Consider the following 20,229-nt stretch of genomic DNA (forward strand, 5'->3'; position numbering starts at 1 on the left):
ATGCCATACAATTCAAACACGCGGATAGAAATTGATGCTCTCGTAAATGTGGCATCAGAGGCATTGGCTGAGAAAAAAGATTTCGGTGCCAATCTTTCTGATGACAAGAAAGCGGCGATAGCTGAGATTGTGCGTCTCGGAACGTCAGCCGGAGGTCAGCGGGCAAAAGCAATCATTGCTTATAATAAAAACACGGGAGAAGTTCGGTCCGGCCAGGTTGACGCTCCCGCAGGATTTGATTATTACCTGATAAAACTTGATGGAGTGACGGCGGAAGCCGGTTTCCGTGAAACTCAGAATTTCGGACGACTCGAATACTCATTTTACAAATTGGTAAAAGAGTGTGGCATAGAGATGTCGGAATGCTCATTGATTGAAGAGAACGGTCGTGCCCATTTCCTTACCAAGCGCTTTGATCGCGTCAATGGGGAAAAAGTACACATGCAGACCCTATGTGCTGTGGCTCATTATGACTATCGTTTGCTCAGGGCATATTCCTACGAGCAGGCACTCAATGTGATGCGCACACTCAGGTTGCCATACTCCCAAGCACAAGAGATGTTCCGAAGGATTGTGTTCAATGTGGTGGTCCGCAATCAGGATGACCATACCAAGAACATATCATTCCTGATGGATAAGAATGGAAAATGGAGATTGTCGCCGGCATACGATATGGGATTTTCATATAATCCGGATGGTGGGTGGACATCGCAACATCAAATGTCAATAAACGGCAAGTTCGACGGTATCACCCGTAGTGACCTATTGGAGATTGCCAAAAGAAACAACATCAAGGAAGCCGCAGAAATAATCGACCAAGTCAGCACAGTTGCCTCCGGCTGGGGAAGCATAGCCAGTGAGTGTGGGGTACCGGACAAAATGCTTGACGCAATAATGGCGCAATTCCAGTTCATGCACTGACTTTGAGTAAATATTGCAAAATACCTTCCTTTCGGGATGCGATCAGTGAGGGTAGAATGTGAATCAGGCACTCTTGTCGCAGGGAATGCCGACAGGAGTGCCTGATTCTGTACTTTTTTCAATATTTAATGGTTGTGATTATTCGTCATTTAATGGTTGTGGTTATTCGTCGAATGTCATTTCGTCGAAACCGGCGGCGTCAAATTCGTCCTCGTTGAATTCGGTTGTACCATAGAAGTCGTCGTCGAGGTCGGTTGAGGCTGCGGTCTGGGCTGCTTTAGCGTCGATTTTCGCATCGAAATCGTCGAGATCCACGAATTGTGCTGGAGCTTCGCCCATAGAGATGGTACACAGCGGGTCGCGGAGGCTCTTTCCGGGGATTGATTTTTTCATCTCAAGGAAGAATGAGCGGTCGGTCATGTAGTCAAAGACCCATACGAGGCGCTGTCCGTCATCTTCAATGAAATCGCTAAGGGGGGTGTCGTCCATCAGGTAGACATCTTCGGAGGAGTCGGAGCCCATGTCTTCGAGACAGATTTCCTGATTGCGTTCCCATCCGTCGTCGCAGAGGAAGAATGAACTGAATTGGCTTTTGTCGTAACCTACTGAATCACAGATTGCATTGCGCAGGTCGAGGAAAGTTGCGTCAGCATCTATCTGGATTTCACGCTTGAAGTTGTCAACTTCGTCAGAAACAATGCGAAAATTAAATATCATATCGGAAGAATATTGTTTTTCAATTAGAATTTCATTTGTCGAGGGGCCGTTCTCTGTACGGCCGTGAATCTATACTGCGAAAGTAATAACTTTTTTTTAAATCGGAAAAAGTTTGATGGAAAAATATGCGTTGACTTAACGGATAGCCGGTCGCGGAGGGATATTTTTTGACCCGGTTTGCATTATCGCACCATTTCGGGCCGTGGCGGGTATAACTTTGCAGTAAAAAAAGCTATGGAAAACAATCCGACACCAAAAGAATGCAGGACAGGGACAGCCAAGTCGCCTTCGTCAAAAATAAAGTGGGACAAACCGGTCTCACGGGCCTTTTATGAAAAATTGAGACTGAAGATTGATAAAATCTATAAAGATTTGAAATATAGTCCGAGTTGGGTAGCAGAGATTATGGAATATGTGGACCTCTATTTGCGCACCGGGGAATACCCGAACCGCACATGGAGGTGTGAGGAGCCTGTTTTGGCAATATTTTTCTGCCTGAAGTTTGATATTGACGTGGCCATCAAGCGTTCGGCTGATTGCCGGCGCCGTGCGGCTGAACGCCGTGCGCGCAAGGAGGCGGAGCGTATTGCGGCAGCCGGGGAACAGTCTGGGGAAGCGGCAGGAAATGAAAATGTCCCCCGCCGTGAGGAAAATTCCTGGGCGGAGGACAGAGATGGTGATGTTTCAATCGGGGTTACGTCCGCTGAACCTTTAGATTGTCAATCCCATTTGACGTTGAGATCGCGGATGAGGGTCGCGGAGGCGCCGACTGACCCGGTGTGCTGTATGGCAAAGGAGGGGAAGTAGAGCGGGCTTACCTTGGCGGTCAGGAATACTTCTGACTTTACAGCAGGGTCAGCCGATGTCGCAGCCGGAGCTTCGGAGCGTGCGCTTGCCGTCAATTGTCCGTTGCTTATCTCGACAGAGATGTGACATGGATTGCGGAAGCAGTTTGTGGCCACAGGTTCGCTGACGGGTGTGACTTCGCCGTCGATGTAGCGGATGAGTCGGAAGGTGACAGCCTTGTCGTAGTCGGGAGTGCGTTCGATGCGCAGACCGTAGCCTGTCCGGGTTGCCGCGTTGAAGCTGATGCAGATGTCCATGTATTGTCCGGTTGCGCTACCGAATCCCTGACCGGGGCCCTTGCTCGGTTCGGCCACAAGGGAGAGGTGCATTCCCTTGCATCCGGGACGCATCGGGGTGTAGGAGAGGCGCGCTCCACGGGTTGCCTGGACAAGTCCGAGTCCGGTTGCAGCATCGACACCGCGTCCGTAATACCAGCTCAGGTTCTCGTCGGGAGTCCAGTCGTGGAGGTTGGTGTCGGCGGGCTTGTATGAATCGAAATGCCAGAAACCGGGACGGCCTGGCTTTCCTTTGCGGATGGGGATTTCTGCGAAGGAGGTGTAGAGTGTCCGTTCCTTGTTCGGATTGCTCTTTGACATTTTGGGTAGTATCTCGCTGTTGAAGGCCACGGTCTTACCTTCGCCCGCACGGCTGTCGGAATGTTTGGGTGTGATTGTCGCTGAGATGAAACAACCGTGGTCGGCACTTGTCAGGGGATAGCTTGCGGCGGAGAGTCCGTGTCCGTGGCGGACGGCAACGGAGTCGGCAAGGTCTGGGCGCGAGGAGCGATACCAGACGATGTAACTGTCATCCGTGCCATCGCCGGTGAGGGTATAGCCCGCTTTAAGTGAGGTTTTGTCAAGAACAATGCCGGGTGTCGAAGCGAATCCGGGTGCATCTTTAAGGAAGGGGCTGATTTTAACGGCAGTCGCGCCTACCAGACCGTTGGCAGTCGAGGCGGTCACGATGCTTTCGACTGCACGGGGAAATTTGTTGGCGCTCGTGGCGGTCGCACGTCCGGCCACTGATTGGAGTTTCAGTGTTGTGGGCCCGGCCCATTTGATGCTAAGGATGGGATTGGGGACATCATAGTCGCCCCAAAGGCGGAGCGAGGGGGTGAGGTTGATGGTATCGCCCTGCGCTTCGAGTTCCTTTCCGGAAGATAGGAGACGGAGTGCGACGGGAAGGGATGTGAGGGAGGTCGACATCGCCTCTTCCGCTTTGTGGATTTCGGGAAGAACGCCGAGCGGATCCCAACCATCATTGCCACCGAAGAGATTGGGGGTGTTGTAGATGGTTTTTCCATCAACAGTCACCTTGTAGGCTTTGAGCAGCGGCGAGGATGTCAGGTCGGCGCTGAGTTCGGGGCGGTTGGCGTCGATGGTGACGGGTGTTCCGTTAAGTGTGACGTTGCTCTGGTAGCAGCGTATCGGCGAGGCATCGCGGGTCCATTGGAGAGTGACGGGATTGTCGGACGTGAAGCGGGTGTCAATCATGCTCACCATGCCGGGGGCTTTCGTCAGATACTGGGTGCCGTTGACCAGAGAGTGGATGTCGCAGTTGAGGAAGACGGCTCCGGTCGAGGCTGTGGAGTAGAAGGGCTTTCCGCTGAAAAAGGTGAAACGGCAATCGAGATAGACAGCAGAACCGGCCAAGGCATCGTCGGTGCATTCGAAATAGCAATCCTTGAAGAGCGAACGGTGTGCACCGACGAAGGGACAGAGGTTCAGACGGCTCAGAAAACGGCAGTTGCGGGCAAAGAGTCGGTCAGTCCCTTCGCAGATGCCAAGTTGGGCCTGCACGATGGCTTCGCGGCGTTTGGGGCGGTTGAGTTTGGGATCGCGGGGATAGACGAGGTCAAGGTTGCAGTAATTGCCGAAAGTGATGTTCTCGGTGCGCAAACTTTTGCCGAAGAAATGAAACATGGTGAAGTTACCGAGCGCGCCCTGTGTCTGCCCTCTGTTCACGGCAAAGACCACATCCTCGGGATTTTCCGCAAGTCCGAGAATCGACAGATTGTCACACCGGATTTCTGCGGCGTAGGGGATGCTTCCCGAATTCTTGGGATTGCGGCGGATGGCGGGGTCGTCAGGGTCATCGAGCCAGTAGACACCGGGAGCCACGAGGAGGGTGACGTTTGATTCCTTTGCATTGTTGACGGCCTCGATGGCTTTCAGCGCATCCTTGAAGGCGTAGGGCGAATCGGGAGCGTCGGGCGCAAGCAGAAAAGTCCCTGCCCCGAGCTTATAATTGCAGTCCGCTGCGGTGACGGTGCCGGTGGTCTTGTTGAAGGTATAATCCGCGGCTGAGGCGACCGGGGAAAGAAAGAGCAGCGCGGAGAATATGATTGGTTTAAACATGCTGTGACGATTGTGCGAAAATCAAAAGCGAATGATAAAACAGGCACAAAAGGACAAAAGATCAGAAGAAACAAAAGATAGAATTACTATATTTCATAGTAAAAATTTTTGTTTCTTCTGACCTTTTGTCCTTTTGTGTCTGTTTACGATATTTTAAACAGCAACTGTAGAATTACACTTCGAGGTTGAGGTTGAATTCCTCATTCCAGGGAAGACCGTCCTTGGCGAGTTCGGCGAGGAAGGGATCGGGATCGAATTCCTCAACGTTGTTCACGCCCGGTTTAACCCACTTGCCGGTGAGGAACATCATTGCGCCGACCATCGCGGGCACACCGGTTGTGTAGCTGACAGCCTGCATACCTGTCTCGCGGTAGGCAGCCTCGTGTGAGCAGTTGTTCCAGATGTAGTAGGTGAGATGCTTGCCTTCCTTGTCGAGACCCTCGATGCGGCAGCCGATTGAAGTCTCGCCGTGGTAGTTCTCGCCGAGGTCCTGGGGGTTGGGGAGAACTGCCTTGAGGAACTGGAGGGGAACGATTTTCTGACCGTTGAACTCGACTTCGTCGATGCGGGCCATACCGATGTTCTGGATTACACGGAGGTGTGTGAGGTATTCCTGACCGAATGTCATCCAGAAGCGGGCGCGCTTGATAGAGGGATAGTTCTTCACGAGTGATTCGAGCTCTTCGTGATAGAGGAGATAGCTCTCGCGCTCACCGATGTTGGGATAAGTGAGGGTCTTGTGGATTTCAAGAGGGCCGGTAGTCACCCATTTGCCATCCTCATAGAAGCGGCCGTTCTGAGTGATTTCGCGGATGTTGATTTCGGGGTTGAAGTTGGTGGCGAAAGCCTTGCCGTGGTCACCGCCGTTGCAGTCGACGATGTCGAGATACTGCATGTCGGAGAAATAGTGTTTTGCAGCGTAAGCTGTGAACACGCCGGATACACCCGGGTCGAAGCCGCAACCGAGGATGGCTGTCAGACCAGCGTCCTCGAAACGCTGCTTGTAGGCCCACTGCCATGAGTATTCGAAGTGAGCAACGTCCTTCGGCTCATAGTTTGCGGTGTCGAGGTAGTTGACTCCGCAGATGAGGCAGGCATCCATGATGGTGAGGTCCTGATAAGGGAGCGCCACGTTGATGACGAGTTCGGGTTTGTGGCGGTTGAAGAGCTCGACAAGCTGGGGAACGCTGTCGGCATCAACCACATCAGAACTTACATTGGGCTTGCCGATGGCTTCAACGATGGCATCGCATTTGCTGCGTGTACGCGAGGCAATGACGATTTCGGTGAATACTTCGGGGTGCTGGGCACACTTGTGAGCCACAACGGTACCAACGCCGCCGGCTCCGATAATTACGACTTTTGCCATTTCCTTATTATTGGTATTAAGGTTTTATTAGATGATTATTTTTGCGAAATTATATTGTAGGGTACCACGGGGGAGAATACGCATGTCGGCCATTCTCTCCCGTGGTTGTCAGTCCTTATCAGTCACGCTGATTTCCGAAGAAGCGGAGGAGATAGAGGAAGAGGTTGATGAAGTCAAGATAGAGGGTGAGCGCACCGATTGTGGCGAGGTGGCCAGCGTATGATGCGGGTGTCACGAGCGCCATCTGCTTGATTTTCTGGGTGTCCCATGCGGTGAGGCCGATAAAGATGAGGACACCGGCAATCGAGATGATCCAGTCGAGGGTCGAGCTCTTGGTGAACATGTTGACCAGCGAGGCGATGATGAGGCCGAAGAGGGCATAGAGGAGGAAGGTGCCCCACTTGGTGAGGTCCTGGGTGGTGAAATAGCCGTAGACACTCATCGCACCGAAGGTTCCGGCACAGATGAAGAAGGTCTTGGCGATTGAAGTGGCAGTGTAGATGAGGAAGATAGGCGCGAGGGCGAGACCATTGATTCCCGCGAACGCGAAGAACATCAGTGTGGCTGACATCGACGACATTCTGGTGAGACGTGCGGAGAGCATTATCACGATGGCGATTTCAGCGATGAGGAGTCCCCAGTAGAACCAACTGTTGGTCAGCATGAAGGTCATGTAGGACGCGGAGTTGGCGCAGAAGAGTGAGACGAAAGCGGTGACGAGAAGTCCGAGGAACATCTTGAAGTAGACGCGCTTCATCACAGCAGTTGTGGTCTGCTCCACCTGTGAGGATGAAGCACGATATCCGTTGTAGGGGTCTCCGCCACCGTAGTAGGGGGGAGGGGTTTGATTGTTGTAGTTCATTTCTGTGTTAGTGATGTGTTTTTGTTTGTCCTGTTATTATATTACTCATTGTTTATTTGACGTTTGAAAAGCCAAATAGTTTAAGCGGGGACAGGAGGATTACATGCGCTCGGGGACTTCGATGCCGAGGAGTGCCATTCCGGTCTTGACGACGCGGGCTGTCTGGCGGCTGAGTTCAAGACGGAATGAGCGCACAGCCTCGTCGCTTTCCTTGAGGATTGAGCAGTCGTGATAGAACTGGTTGTAGGTCTTCACGAGGTCATAGATATAGTTTGCGATGAGTGCGGGGCTGTAGCTCTGACCTGCGGCCTGGACGGTTGCAGGGAAGTCGGCGAGTGACTGGATGAGGGTAATTTCACGCTCTCCGGGTGTCACGTCGGCATAGTTGCCAATCTTCATGCCTTCCTCCTCGGCCTTGCGGAGAACCGAGCAGATGCGGGCGTAAGTGTATTGGATGAAGGGGCCTGTGTTGCCGTTGAAGTCGATTGATTCCTTGGGGTTGAAGGTGATGTTCTTGCGGGGATCGACTTTGAGGAGGAAATATTTGAGAGCGCCGAGTCCGACCATTTCGGAAATGCGTGCCACTTCCTCGTCGGTGAGGCCGTCGAGTTTGCCAAGTTCGGCTGAGACGCTGCGTGCTGTCGAAACCATGTCGTCCATGAGGTCATCGGCATCAACGACTGTTCCTTCGCGTGACTTCATCTTGCCTTCGGGAAGCTCGACCATGCCGTAGGAGAAGTGGACAAGGTCCTTGCCCCACTTGAATCCGAGACGGTCGAGGAGGATTGAAAGCACCTGGAAATGATAGTTCTGCTCGTTGCCGACGACATAAATCATCTTGTCGATGGGGAAGTCCTGGAAACGGAGCTTTGCGGTGCCGATGTCCTGAGTCATGTAGACCGAAGTGCCGTCGCTGCGGAGAAGGAGCTTGTGGTCAAGGCCTTCGCCTGTGAGGTCGGCCCATACTGAGCCATCCTCCTTACGATACATCTTGCCTGCTTCAAGGCCCTCAAGCACTTTGTCCTTGCCTTCGAGGTAGGTTTCGCTCTCGTAGTAAATCTTGTCGAAATCGACACCCATGCGCTTGTAGGTCTCGTCGAAACCGGCATATACCCAAGAGTTCATCATCTCCCAGAGCGAACGGATCTCGGGGTCCTTCTGTTCCCATTTCACAAGCATGGTGCGGGCTTCCTTCATGAGAGGTGAAGCTGCCTCGGCTTCTTCCTTGGTCATGCCCTGTTCTTCGAGAGCCTTGACCTCGGCCTTGTAATGCTTGTCAAAGAGTACATAGAAGTCGCCGATGAGGTGGTCGCCCTTCTTGCCGGATGATTCGGGAGTCACGCCCTCACCCCACTTCTGCCATGCAAGCATCGACTTGCAGATGTGGATGCCACGGTCGTTGACGATGTTGGTCTTCACGACGCGGTTACCGCAGGCCTTGAGGATTTCAGAAAGGCTGAAACCGAGAAGGTTGTTGCGGATGTGACCGAGGTGGAGGGGTTTGTTGGTGTTGGGCGAGGAATATTCCACCATCACGAGCGGTGAGTTTCCGTCGGCTTCTTTCAGACCGTAGTTATCGGTGTCTGCTATATGGCTGAGGACTGAGTTCCAGAATTTCGGGGCAACGGTGATGTTGAGGAAGCCTTTGACTACGTTGAATTTTTCCACAGCTTCTTCATTTGCTTCGAGCCAAGCGCCGATTTCCTGAGCAACTGCGTCGGGAGCTTTGCGGGCTGCCTTGACCCAGGGGAACACTACGACTGTGAGGTTGCCCTCGAATTCCTTGCGGGTTGCCTGAGGAACGATGTTTTCTGCGGGAGTGTCGATACCATAGAGGTCCTTGACGGCCTTCGAGACGGCTTGGGCGATGATGCTATCAATAGACATTTTTACTGTTGCGAATTGGTTTTTTGATTAAAAAATAATTCTGATGTTTACAAACTGAAGATAAAGAGGCTTGCAGCGTGGACAGATTGCCGGAGGTTCCCGGCAGCCGAAGTGCCTATGCTTCAAAAGCGAACCGCTTCATCTTCAATTTACAAAATTACAATAAAAATGTGAATTTCCGAAATATTTGCTAACCTTTGTCCCACATAGAGCCGCGCCGTGGGTATTTGGCTCCGAAAAGGAGCAGACGCAGGGCGGTGTTGTAGCTGAAATAGGCCCATATCCAGTTGATGAGCACACTCAGTTTGCTGCGCATACCAAGCAATGAAATCAGATGGATGAACATCCATGCCATCCATGCGAGAAATCCGTTGAGGTGGATTTTGTTGATGTCGGCGACCGCACGGTTTCGGCCGATTGTGGCCATAGAGCCTTTGTCCTTATATCTGAAGGGTTTGTCCCAACGGTTGTGGTTGAAATTTTCGGCGAGGAACTTTCCCTGCTGGATGGCCACTTGGGCAAGTTGCGGCAGTCCGCGAGGAAACTTCTCGCTTTCGAGGAAATTGATGTCGCCGATGGCATAGATGTTGTCAAGTCCTTTGACCCGGCAGTAATCGTCGGTCGGGTAGCGTGCTCCACGCCCCGGTTTATAGTCTGAGCCGATGAATTCTATCGGGGTTCCAGTTACGCCTGCGGTCCAGATGACCATTTCGCTGTAGAGGGTCGAGCCATCATCGAGGGTGACGATGTTGTCCTTGTATGTTTTCATCAGCCGTCCGAGTTTGACGTTGACCATCAGTTGTCTGAGGTCGCGGAGGGCTGTGGCTGATGCTTCGGTGCTCATTGCGCCGAGCAGACGGTCGGTTCCCTCAATGATGGTGATGCTCAGGTCGTCGATGGGGATTTCGGGATAGTCGCGTTTGAGGATATAGCGTTTCAGCTCACCGATTGCGCCCGCGATCTCGACACCGGCAGGACCGCCGCCGATGACAATGAAACTCAACATGCGGCGGCGTTTCTCTTGGTCCGGTTCGACGGCGGCGCGTTCGCAGCGGAAAAGGATTTCGTTGCGGATGCGGATAGCCTCATCGGTCGATTTGAGGGTGTAGACTTCGTTGATGAGGTCGGGATTGCCGAAGAAGTTGTTTGTCGTGCCGAGTGCGATGACCAGTTTGTCGTAGGGGATGCTCTCGTAGTTCGTGATGACTTGTTTGTTGGCAACGTCAATAGCTTTTACATCTCCGATGTGGAAACGGACACCTTTTCCCCGGCGTTTTCCGAACTCGCGGCGGAGGGGGAAGCAGATGCTTGTCGGGTCGAGTTCGGAGGATGCCACCTGATAGAAGAGGGGTGGAAATGCGTGATAGTTGTGTCTGTCGACGAGTGCGACATCATATTTCTCCTTGTCAAGTTTCTTGACAAGATTAAGCCCGGCGAAACCTCCGCCGAGCACTAATATTTTTTCTTTAGTTGTCATAAGCAGAAGGGACGAACAGCGTTTGAGGTTCTGTAAAGACAACGCTTCGTCCCTTCGGATAGTTCTTGCCGGTCTCTCCCGGAATCTGTATGTCAGATGGGTTTCTAAGCAATCGTGCGGTTCTCGCATGTCAGCACCCTGGCAGGGAACTGCTCGACGAGCGCGAGGTTGTGGGTGGCCATTATGACTGCAGTGCCTTGGCTCGCGATATTGTGAAGGCGGCTCACGATGGCTTCGCCGGTCGCCGGATCGAGATTTCCGGTAGGCTCGTCAGCGAGGATGATGCGCGGGCTGTTGAGGAGCGCGCGGGCAATCACGATGCGTTGCTGCTCACCTCCGGACAGTTCGTGGGGGTTCTTGTAGCTTTTGTTGACCATCCCGACCTCCTTGAGCACTTCCTCGATGCGCTTGTCGATTTCGGCCTTGTCGCGCCATCCGGTGGCTTCGAGGACGAAGCGGAGGTTGGCGTAGGCGCTGCGGTCGGTCAGGAGCTGGAAGTCCTGAAACACGATGCCGATCTCACGTCGCAGATAGGGAATCTGCTTGTTGCGGATGGTGGTTAGGTCGTAGTCAAGCACCCGCGCGTCGCCCGAGGCTATGGGGATGTCGGCATAGATGGATTTGAGCAGACTTGACTTGCCGCTGCCGACCTTGCCGATGAGGTAGACGAATTCGCCCTCCTCAACGGAGAGGTTGACGTGTTTGAGCGCAATCAGGTCCTGACGGTGCAGCTCAACGTCCTTGTATTCAATGACCTTTCCCATAACTTCGAGTCGCGGTGGAGTGTTGTTGGTATGATAGTGTGACTTACTGCATCAATTGCCCATCTCGGAGAGGAACTTGATGCGCATGAGGCGGATTTCGTCCTCGGTGAAGTCCTCGCCAAGTTCGCGGTAGGCTTCGTTGAGGTCGTCGGTCTGACATTCACGGAAGAAGTCAAAGATTTCCTCCTGTGAGTCCTCGTCGATGATTTCGTCGATATAGTAATTGATGTTGATTTTTGTGCCGGAATAGACAATGGCTTCGATGTCATCGATGAGTTCGCTGAATTCGAGGCCTTTTGCCTTTGCAATCTCGGGCAGAGGAATCTTGCGGTCGACAGCCTGGATGATGAAATATTTGGTGGAATTACGGCTGGGAACGCTGCGCACGCGGAAGTTCTCGGGACGTTCGATTTCGTTGTCCTCGACGTGGCGCTTGATGACTTTCACGAAATCCTCACCATAGCGTTTTGCCTTGCCTGCGCCCACACCGGGGATGTTCTGGAGCTCCTCAAGCGAGATGGGATAGGTTGTGGCCATCGCTTCGAGGGAGGGGTCCTGGAATATGACGTAGGGGGGAAGGCCGAGTTTCTTGGCTATTTTCTTGCGAAGGTCCTTGAGGATGCTGAACAGTTCGTCGTCAGCGGCACACGAACCGGTGCTCTTCATCATTTCCGGTTCCGGCTCCTCGCTGAAATCGGAGTCGGCCATGACTTTGAAGGATTCGGGCTTCGAAAGGAACTTCTTTCCCTTTGATGTGATTTTGAGGAGACCGTAGTTTTCGATGTCTTTTTCAAGATAGCCTGCGAGGATGGCCTGACGGATCACAGCGCTGATGACGCGTTCGTCGGCACCCTGCTCGCATCCGAACACTTCGAGCTGGTCATGTTCGTAGGATCTGACATCGGAGGTAGCCCGGCCGAGCAATACGTCAGTGACATGATCGGCCTTGAATTTCTCTTTCAGGGCGATGACTGTTTCCAGCACCGCACATAAATCATCTTTAGCTTCCACTTTTTTCTTAGGGTTATTACAATTGTCACAGTTCTGACAGTTGCCGAGCGTGTATTCCTCTCCGAAATAGAAGAGCAATGAGCGTCGGCGGCAACTGCTTGCCTCTGCGTAGCTCTGTGTCTCCATGAGGAGCTGACGGCCTATTTCCTGCTCGGCAAGAGGCTTGCCTTGCATGAATTTCTCCATTTTCTGGAGGTCCTTGGCGGAATAGAAGGTGATGCACTGTCCTTCACCTCCGTCACGTCCGGCACGTCCTGTCTCCTGATAGTAGCCCTCGAGCGACTTGGGCATATCATAATGTATAACAAATCTGACATCCGGTTTGTCAATTCCCATTCCAAAAGCTATCGTAGCGACTATGACATCGACTTTTTCCATAAGGAAAGCATCCTGGTTGGCGCTGCGGGTCGCACCGTCCATTCCGGCGTGGTAAGGGAGAGCCTTGATGTCGTTGACAACGAGCATTTCAGCCAATTCCTCGACCTTCTTACGGCTCAGGCAGTAGATGATGCCTGATTTGCCGGGATTGCTTTTGATATATTTGATGATTTCCTTGTCGATATTGAGTGTCTTGGGACGCACCTCGTAGTAAAGGTTCTCGCGGTTGAACGAGGACTTGAAAACCTTGGCACTTGTCATGCCGAGATTCTTCTGTATGTCATGCTGCACCTTGGGAGTGGCCGTGGCGGTCAGCGCAATCATCGGGCGGACATTTATCTCGTTGATGATCGGACGGATGCGACGGTATTCAGGGCGGAAGTCATGGCCCCACTCGGAGATGCAGTGGGCCTCGTCGACAGCATAGAATGAAATCGAGATGGTCTTCAGAAACTCGATGTTCTCCTCCTTGGTCAGCGACTCCGGGGCCACATAGAGCAGTTTGGTGCGCCCTGCCGAGATGTCGGCTTTCACCTGGTCTATGGCGGCGCGGTTGAGCGATGAGTTCAGAAAATGGGCCACATGGTCGGCCTCGCTGAAGTGGCGCATCGCGTCGACCTGATTTTTCATCAGGGCTATCAGCGGGGAGATGACAATGGCCGTCCCTTCCATCATGAGGGCGGGGAGTTGGTAGCAGAGAGATTTTCCTCCGCCCGTTGGCATTAGGACGAAAACGTCGTTACCTTCGAGGAGGCTACTCATGATGGCTTCCTGATTACCTTTGAAGGTCTCAAAGCCAAAATGCTCTTTAAGTGCGGCGTGAAGTCGTTGATTCATGGGATATGCTTCAGGTTGGTGGAGGAGATTGAAATGTGAGATTGGCAGCCGGGATTATCGGAGGAATCTACGCTCAGCCTATGTAGGCTTTGCGTATCTTCTCCTCGGCAAAGGCGCGGTCGATGACCAGCTCCTTGATGTCGGTCGACGGGGTCTCGTACATCGGCTCTATCATGATTGTTTCGACGATGGTGCGCAGACCTCGTGCGCCGAGCTTATATTCGATTGCTTTGTCGACTATGAATTCGAGAGTGTCCTGAGTGAACACAAGTTTCACGCCGTCCATTGCGAAGAGTTTCTCATACTGCTTCGTGATTGCGTTCTTGGGTTCGGTCAGTACTCTCAGCAGGGCTTCGCGGTCAAGCGGGTCGAGGTGGACAAGCACCGGCAGACGGCCGATGATTTCCGGGATGAGTCCGAACGACTTGAGGTCCTGCGGGGCTATGTATTTCAGATAATTGTCGGAATCGACCTTCGAGCGGACGGCAGAGCCTGTGAAGCCAACGACGTGGGTGTTGAGGCGATGGGCAATCTTACGCTCGATACCGTCAAAGGCTCCTCCGCAGATGAAGAGGATGTTTTTGGTGTCGACGGCAATCATTTTCTGCTCCGGGTGCTTGCGGCCACCGTTCGGCGGAACGTTGACAACCGAGCCTTCGAGAAGTTTCAGGAGGCCCTGCTGCACACCCTCGCCCGAAACGTCGCGGGTGATGGAGGGGTTGTCGCCTTTGCGCGCGATTTTGTCAATCTCGTCGATGAAGACGATGCCACGCTCGGCTTTCGCCACATCGTAGTCAGCGGCCTGGAGCAGACGGACGAGGAGGCTTTCGATGTCTTCGCCGACATATCCGGCTTCGGTCAGCACCGTTGCGTCGACTATGGCGAAGGGCACGTCGAGCTGACGGGCTATTGTCTTCGCAAGAAGGGTCTTGCCTGTGCCTGTCGGTCCGACCATGATGATGTTGCTCTTCTCGATGTCGACATCATCCTTGTCCTGTGCGAGTCGCTTGTAGTGGTTGTAGACGGCTACCGAGAGATATTTCTTGGCATCCTCCTGGCCAATCACATATTGGTCGAGAAATTCGCGGATCTGGACCGGAGTCGGGAGCGACTTAGGCTCTTCGGCTGTGGCGGGGGCGCTCTTCTTGCCCTTTGCGGCAGGGCGGAGCGAAGGATTCTCCTGATAGTAGTCTTTCAGGAGTCCTTCAATCTGGTCGACACACTCGCTGCAGATATAGGTGTCGCCGAGGGGACTCGGGACGAGTATGTCGGTGTAGGATGGTTCCTTGCCGCAAAATGAGCATTTGATTCCTTGATTCGAATTGGATTTTTTTGCCATTTCGTGTCTTGATGGTTCTATATATCAGAACGTGTCAGCAATCAATCGGACACGCGGTTCTTTCGTTGTTCTTCTTATTTCTTTTCGGGAAGGAGCACCTTGTCGATCATGCCGTATTCCTTGGCTTCGTCGGCAGTCATCCAGTAGTCGCGGTCTGCGTCAGCTTCGATGCGTTCGAGCGACATTCCGGAGTGGTCGGCGATAATCTTATAGAGCTCGGCCTTGTATTTGAGGATTTCACGGGCTGTAATCTCGATGTCGGAAGCCTGACCCTGCACACCGCCGAGTGGCTGGTGTATCATCACTCGCGAGTGGGGTAGAGCCATGCGCTTGCCCTGAGCACCTGCGACGAGGAGGACTGCTGCCATAGAGGCTGCCATACCGATACAGATGGTGGATACGTCGCTCTTGATATGCTGCATGGTGTCGTAAAGACCGAGACCTGCGATGACAGAGCCGCCGGGGGAGTTGAGATAGATGGAGATGTCCTTTCCGGGGTCTACTGAGTCAAGGTAGAGGAGCTGGCCTTGAACGACAGTGGCGGTGTAGTCATTGACGTCGGTGCTGAGGAAGATGATGCGGTCCATCATGAGGCGTGAGAACACGTCCATCTGGGCTACATTGAGCTGGCGCTCCTCGATGATGGTGGGGGAGATATAGGAAGAGGTGATTTGCTGTGCCGATGCGGCGGTGTATTGGTCGAGTGCGAGGCCATTCATGCCGAGATGGTGCACTGCAAAATTTCTAAAATCTTTATTCATATATGTGTGTATACTTGTTTCGCTAATTTCGTAATGTAAAGTTACAAAAAAATCTTGTTCGGGCAAAAAATAATTTGCAAAATAGGATGCCAGTCGGAGCCTTATCTGTCATTGCTGACGAGAGGCACCACTACAGACAACATCATTCCGGCATCAGATGTTCGAAGAAGTGCCAGATGGCTATTCCTCCGGAAACCGAGACGTTGAGGGAGTGCTTCGTACCGCGTTGGGGGATTTCGAGGCAGACGTCGCACTGGTTGACCACTTCCTGTGCCACTCCTTCGACTTCATGGCCGAGTATGAGTGCGTAGCGGCGTCCTGCCTGCGGGGCGAATTCCTGAAGCTCGATGCTTCCCTTGACCTGCTCCAGGCAGCAGAGGGTGTAGCCTTGGCGCTGAAGGTCGGAAATGCATTCATCGGTTGTCGGGAAATACTGCCAATTGACCGAGTCCTCGGCTCCAAGTGCTGTCTTGTGGATTTCGGGGGATGGCGGACAAGCGCTGATTCCGCAGAGTATCAGCCGCTCCACTGCAAAAGCGTCGCATGTGCGGAAAATCGCACCTATGTTATTGAGGCTGCGCACGTTGTCGAGGACTACGGTGAGCGACATTTTCGGTTGACGCTTGAAGTGCTCGATGTCCGTGCGGTGGAGGTCGCGGATTGTTTTCTTTTCCATGAGTCGGTTCTGTAAGCTTCGTGTATGATGGTGAATGGACGCGGAGTCCGCGGTTGAACAAAGTTAACTATAAATTTTCATTCATCATGCACGTTGGACTTATAAATTTGACCGGCTCGCACCGTAATTAGGGGCATTAAATTCGCAAATGTCTGAGAAGGGCACAGAAAGACAGAGGGCCAGAAGATACAAAAAGATTGGTTTCAAGTAGATTGGCACAAACTGTAATTATGGTGCATTAGATTCGTCAATGTTGAATAGGGCACAAAAAGACAGAGGGGCAGAAGATACAAAAGGATTAAATTCAGTAATTTTTTTTGACAATTCCACAGAAAAACGGATTGTCCCTGAATTGCACTTTTGTCGCTTTTGTTTATTGTGTTCTTTTGTGTCTCTTTTCGTCTTAGATGGATATGATTTTTTTTTGGATTGGAGCGTCTGGCCTCTTGTGCGGGTTGCCGATTGCATGAAACAAGCGCAGGGGAGCAAGCTGTTTTGCTTGCTCCCCTGCGGGATTAGTGTCTTTTCTTGTCTGGTCCGCAAGGGCGGACGAGGAGGCTTTGATTATGCCTCGGCAGGCTGAACGTTGATGAACTTGCGGCCTTCTTTGCCTTCAGTGAAGACAACAACACCGTCGATGAGGGCGAAGAGAGTGTGGTCCTTGCCCATGCCAACGTTGAGACCGGGATGGTGAACGGTGCCACGCTGACGCTTGATGATGTTACCGGCTTTGCAGTACTGACCACCGAAAATCTTCACACCGAGTCGTTTGCTTTCTGACTCACGGCCGTTCTTAGAACTACCAACACCTTTTTTATGTGCCATTTCTTTTAACGATTTTAGGGGGTTAAGCTACAACTTCTTTGATTAACACTTTGGTGAAGAACTGACGGTGACCGTTCTTGCGACGATAGCCTTTGCGGCGTTTCTTCTTGAAGACGATAACCTTCTCGCCCTTTACAAGGGGAGTGAGGACTTCACATACAACCTTTGCGCCTTCCACTGTGGGAGCGCCAACTTTAACTGTTTCGTCGGCTTCAGCGAGGAGAACACGGTCGAATTCGATCTTGTCGCCTTCTTTGACAGCATCGCCGAGATAGTGAACATACAGGAACTTTTCAGGCTCTGCCTTGAACTGCTGTCCCTGGATTTCTACGATAGCGTACATTTGTTATTAATTGGTTTTCAGGTTATTCCGTCGGGCGAGCGCTTCGGGTTGTGACCTCTGCGACTGCTTTTCGAAGCCCGGTGCGGCTAAATCGGATGCAAAGTTAGTGATTTATCGCTGATTTACACAATAAAAATGCGATAAATTTTAATTAAAAATCAATAAAATTTTGAAGCGAGATTCCGGTGAAAGAATCTCGCTTCAAAAAGCTTAACTAAGTCGGGGTGACTAGACTCGAACTAGCGACCTCACGCCCCCCAGACGCGTACTCTAACCAACTGAGCTACACCCCGATTAGGATTTTAAGCATTGCTTTGTTTTTCAAAAGCGATGCAAAGGTAGGCACTTATTTTGAAACCGCCAAATTTTTCGGCGAAAATTTTTGGAGAAAAATTAAGGCCATGTCGCGGTTGAAGAGTCCGGATGGTGGTTAATGGATTGTGAAGCAGTGAGTTTTTTTTATATTATCGGTGGTGTTGCAGAACCTCGATTTTACCAATAGTCACTAAAAGATAGCGCTTGCGAATCAATGTATTGCAAAAGTAAATTTCTCGAATTTGTGAGTTCTGCAACACCCTCGTCATTAAAGAGTCCACGTTGACCCCATGCCTCGCGACAACGGAAAAATTCCGGCCTTCGGCCTTCATTTTCCATTGTCGCTCGTGATGGCGCTACCACCATACCGCTGCTCCGCGGCTTCTTGGTTGCCATCCGGGAGGGGGTAAACGAACAAAAGCGACAAAAGCAGCCGAGATACTGGCCGTCTTCCGGTTTTTGACAATCCCACGGAAAAACAGACAGCCTCCTTCTTCGTTGGTCGCTCAACAAACGCCTTCGCGGAGTCTTTCAACGCAAAAGTCAAGGCTTGCCGATCGTAGTTTCATGGCGTGACAGACATCCCATTCTTCCTGTATCGTCTGTCTAAACTTTGCGCCTGATTTTTAACAATTCCACGGAAAAACAGGCTGCCCCGAGATGCTGGCTGTCTTCTGGATTTTGACAATTCTACGGAAAAATAGACGGCCCCGAATTTTTTTACCATGCGCCTGAAATTGATCTTTTGTGTCTTCTGAACTTCTGTCTTTATGTGCCCTTTCAGATATTTTCAAGGTTCGTGCGTGGATCGGCTATGGTGGTGGCGGTGTGGTGTGGGGGTAAAAGAAGAAGCGAGATTCCGGTGAAAGAATCTCGCTTCGAAAGCTTAACTAAGTCGGGGTGACTAGACTCGAACTAGCGACCTCACGCCCCCCAGACGCGTACTCTAACCAACTGAGCTACACCCCGATTAGAATTTTAAGCGTTGCCTTGTTTTTCAAAAGCGATGCAAAGGTAGAGAGTTTTTTGATATATACCAAATGTCGGGGCTTAATTTAACTTGCATTAACGCAAAATTTGTAAAAACACGTTGAATTGTTAACAAATTTCACTATTCTATGGCTCCTGCGCGGTTTCGCGCACGTTTGCGTTTCTCGTTAGGGAGGATGAAATATTCATCGTAATATGCCAGCAGGAGGGTTGTGAGGGGGATTGCGATGATGAGTCCGATGAATCCAAGGAGAGTACCCCAGATTGAAAGAGAGAGGAAAATCAATGCCGGATTGAGGCTCATGGCTTTTCCGATGATTTTGGGCGTGAGTACAAAATCCTGAATGAGCTGAACGATACAGTAGACGGCTATCATTTCCCAGAAGAGTGTCCAGAAACTTGCCTGACCGCCCACCGACACCACTATACATATAAGGGTGGCCGGTATGAGGGAAATCAACTGGAGATAGGGGACCATGTTGAGCAGGCCGATAAACATGCCGAGCACAATGGCCATGGGGAGGCCTATGATGAGGAAACCGATGCTGAAAAGAATGCCGACGCAGAGCGCCACGAGGGCTTGTCCGCGGAAATATTGGTTCATCGAGTGCTTCACGTCGCGTCCAATCTTGAAGACAATACGGCGGTATTTCGGCATGACCATGCGGCGGAATCCGCGCGAGATCTTATCGTAGTCAATCATGATGAACACCACATAGAGGAAGACAATCACCCAACTGAAAAGGCTCATTATCAGTCCAATCGAACTGCTGATGACTTGCCATGAGGCACTTACGCCCTCTTCAAGCATCTTCATCCATTCCTCGTGGGACAACTTGCGTGCAATCAATTCAAAGTCGACGTTGTTGCGGAGGAATTCATGCAGCTCGTTGGGAAGGAAGGGGATGGAGAAGTCTGTCCGCGTATAGTTCTTCAGAAGAGTCGCCATTTGGGTGGACTCATGTATTATCATCGGGACGATGAAATAACAGGCGGCAACGAAGAAGAATGTCATTTCAAAAAGTGTCACGAACGTGGCGATCACGCGGCCTTTGAGGTTGAGCAGTTGGCGGTTGAAGCGGACAAACGGCTCGAAGAGATAGGCTATGAGACAGCCTACGCAAAACGGAAGGAGCACACCTTTGAGTATGTTTACGAGCCAGATGACACCGACGAAAATCACACAGTTGATGACCAGGCGAACGGTGCGGTCAAGATCGTAGCGTTGACGGACAAGCATGGGTTCTATTATTATATTAATGTATAGAGTCGAAATATTGACCACGAAATTACACATTATATTCCAATATCTCCATTATTTCAGGCGTTTTTGAACATCTCTGTATCATAAAAAAGTTTTGCCGCCGTTTTTAACCGGTCTACAGAATGAAAAATGACGGCTTGACTTAACTTTAAAGTTAATATATTTGTTTTTAATAAAAGGAAAATCTATCTTTGCCATAGATTAACCGGAAAGTTAAGAGTATGTTTACTTTTAACTTTATGAAGTCTTTATAAACCCTTCCGGTCTGTTTTTAGATTTAATTCAGTTAT

At 51.5% G+C, this 20,229-nt stretch carries 16 protein-coding genes, 2 tRNA genes and 1 pseudogene; 3 read left to right on the forward strand and 16 right to left on the reverse strand.

All coding sequences use genetic code 11. The annotated features are described in order from the left end of the window. The coding region (locus QZ310_RS00005) for a type II toxin-antitoxin system HipA family toxin (protein WP_297069038.1) at positions 1 to 921 on the forward strand (921 nt) is incomplete at its 5' end. A 162-nt stretch (positions 922 to 1,083) separates the two neighbouring features. Here the strand turns inward: QZ310_RS00005 and QZ310_RS00010 are convergent. Continuing rightward, complete coding sequence (locus QZ310_RS00010) at positions 1,084 to 1,638, reverse strand: hypothetical protein (protein WP_297069040.1); 555 nt, start codon at positions 1,636 to 1,638, stop codon at positions 1,084 to 1,086. 234 nt (positions 1,639 to 1,872) lie between these two features. On the opposite strand from QZ310_RS00010, the gene QZ310_RS00015 reads away from it, so the two are divergent. Continuing rightward, positions 1,873 to 2,445: a hypothetical protein gene (locus tag QZ310_RS00015; RefSeq protein WP_297069043.1), complete on the forward strand. Its 573-nt coding sequence runs from the start codon at positions 1,873 to 1,875 to the stop codon at positions 2,443 to 2,445. On the opposite strand, the gene QZ310_RS00020 is transcribed toward QZ310_RS00015, so the two are convergent. The 13 genes from QZ310_RS00020 to QZ310_RS00080 form a co-directional block, all read right to left on the reverse strand. Continuing rightward, positions 2,358 to 4,841 (reverse strand): hypothetical protein, encoded by a 2,484-nt coding sequence (locus QZ310_RS00020; RefSeq protein WP_297069044.1) that lies wholly within the window; start codon positions 4,839 to 4,841, stop codon positions 2,358 to 2,360. The genes QZ310_RS00015 and QZ310_RS00020 overlap by 88 nt on opposite strands. Positions 4,842 to 5,013: 172 nt before the next feature. After that, positions 5,014 to 6,210 carry a saccharopine dehydrogenase family protein gene (locus QZ310_RS00025; RefSeq protein WP_297069046.1) on the reverse strand — a complete coding sequence of 399 codons (1,197 nt, stop codon included), beginning with the start codon at positions 6,208 to 6,210 and terminating at the stop codon, positions 5,014 to 5,016. Between the two features lie 118 nt (positions 6,211 to 6,328). Continuing rightward, positions 6,329 to 7,072: a Bax inhibitor-1/YccA family protein gene (locus QZ310_RS00030; RefSeq protein ID WP_297069048.1), complete on the reverse strand. Its 744-nt coding sequence runs from the start codon at positions 7,070 to 7,072 to the stop codon at positions 6,329 to 6,331. 99 nt (positions 7,073 to 7,171) lie between these two features. Beyond that, complete coding sequence (gene argS, locus QZ310_RS00035) at positions 7,172 to 8,959, reverse strand: arginine--tRNA ligase (RefSeq protein ID WP_297069050.1); 1,788 nt, start codon at positions 8,957 to 8,959, stop codon at positions 7,172 to 7,174. A gap of 190 nt (positions 8,960 to 9,149) precedes the next feature. Continuing rightward, complete coding sequence (locus tag QZ310_RS00040; RefSeq protein WP_297069052.1) at positions 9,150 to 10,436, reverse strand: NAD(P)/FAD-dependent oxidoreductase; 1,287 nt, start codon at positions 10,434 to 10,436, stop codon at positions 9,150 to 9,152. 104 nt (positions 10,437 to 10,540) lie between these two features. Continuing rightward, entirely contained in the window at positions 10,541 to 11,200 is a 660-nt protein-coding gene (locus QZ310_RS00045) for an ATP-binding cassette domain-containing protein (protein ID WP_297069054.1), read from the reverse strand. A gap of 51 nt (positions 11,201 to 11,251) precedes the next feature. Beyond that, positions 11,252 to 13,426, reverse strand: a complete 2,175-nt coding sequence (gene recQ, locus QZ310_RS00050; protein ID WP_297069056.1) for a DNA helicase RecQ — start codon at positions 13,424 to 13,426, stop codon at positions 11,252 to 11,254. 73 nt (positions 13,427 to 13,499) lie between these two features. After that, the gene (gene clpX / locus QZ310_RS00055; RefSeq protein WP_297069058.1) at positions 13,500 to 14,765 is read right to left on the reverse strand and encodes an ATP-dependent Clp protease ATP-binding subunit ClpX; all 1,266 of its coding nucleotides are present in this window, start codon (positions 14,763 to 14,765) and stop codon (positions 13,500 to 13,502) included. A gap of 74 nt (positions 14,766 to 14,839) precedes the next feature. Beyond that, positions 14,840 to 15,526: an ATP-dependent Clp endopeptidase proteolytic subunit ClpP gene (clpP, locus tag QZ310_RS00060; protein ID WP_297069060.1), complete on the reverse strand. Its 687-nt coding sequence runs from the start codon at positions 15,524 to 15,526 to the stop codon at positions 14,840 to 14,842. A 142-nt stretch (positions 15,527 to 15,668) separates the two neighbouring features. Further along, positions 15,669 to 16,202, reverse strand: coding sequence for an RNA methyltransferase (locus QZ310_RS00065; protein WP_297069062.1), 534 nt, complete (start codon positions 16,200 to 16,202; stop codon positions 15,669 to 15,671). 564 nt (positions 16,203 to 16,766) lie between these two features. Then, the gene (gene rpmA, locus QZ310_RS00070) at positions 16,767 to 17,027 is read right to left on the reverse strand and encodes a 50S ribosomal protein L27 (protein ID WP_297069065.1); all 261 of its coding nucleotides are present in this window, start codon (positions 17,025 to 17,027) and stop codon (positions 16,767 to 16,769) included. A gap of 22 nt (positions 17,028 to 17,049) precedes the next feature. Further along, positions 17,050 to 17,370, reverse strand: a complete 321-nt coding sequence (gene rplU / locus QZ310_RS00075; protein WP_297069068.1) for a 50S ribosomal protein L21 — start codon at positions 17,368 to 17,370, stop codon at positions 17,050 to 17,052. Between the two features lie 219 nt (positions 17,371 to 17,589). Beyond that, positions 17,590 to 17,663, reverse strand: a tRNA-Pro gene (locus tag QZ310_RS00080). A gap of 510 nt (positions 17,664 to 18,173) precedes the next feature. Between QZ310_RS00080 and QZ310_RS00085 the strand changes: the two are divergent. Next, positions 18,174 to 18,248: pseudogene (locus QZ310_RS00085) on the forward strand (transposase); the annotation flags it as partial. A 332-nt stretch (positions 18,249 to 18,580) separates the two neighbouring features. On the opposite strand, the gene QZ310_RS00090 reads toward QZ310_RS00085, so the two are convergent. Together QZ310_RS00090 and QZ310_RS00095 are read right to left on the reverse strand one after the other, a co-directional pair. Further along, positions 18,581 to 18,654, reverse strand: a tRNA-Pro gene (locus QZ310_RS00090). A gap of 142 nt (positions 18,655 to 18,796) precedes the next feature. After that, positions 18,797 to 19,915, reverse strand: a complete 1,119-nt coding sequence (locus tag QZ310_RS00095) for an AI-2E family transporter (RefSeq protein ID WP_297069070.1) — start codon at positions 19,913 to 19,915, stop codon at positions 18,797 to 18,799. Positions 19,916 to 20,229: the final 314 nt, after the last annotated feature.

It is taken from the genome of uncultured Duncaniella sp. (genome assembly GCF_910577345.1).
GTDB lineage: Bacteria > Bacteroidota > Bacteroidia > Bacteroidales > Muribaculaceae > Duncaniella.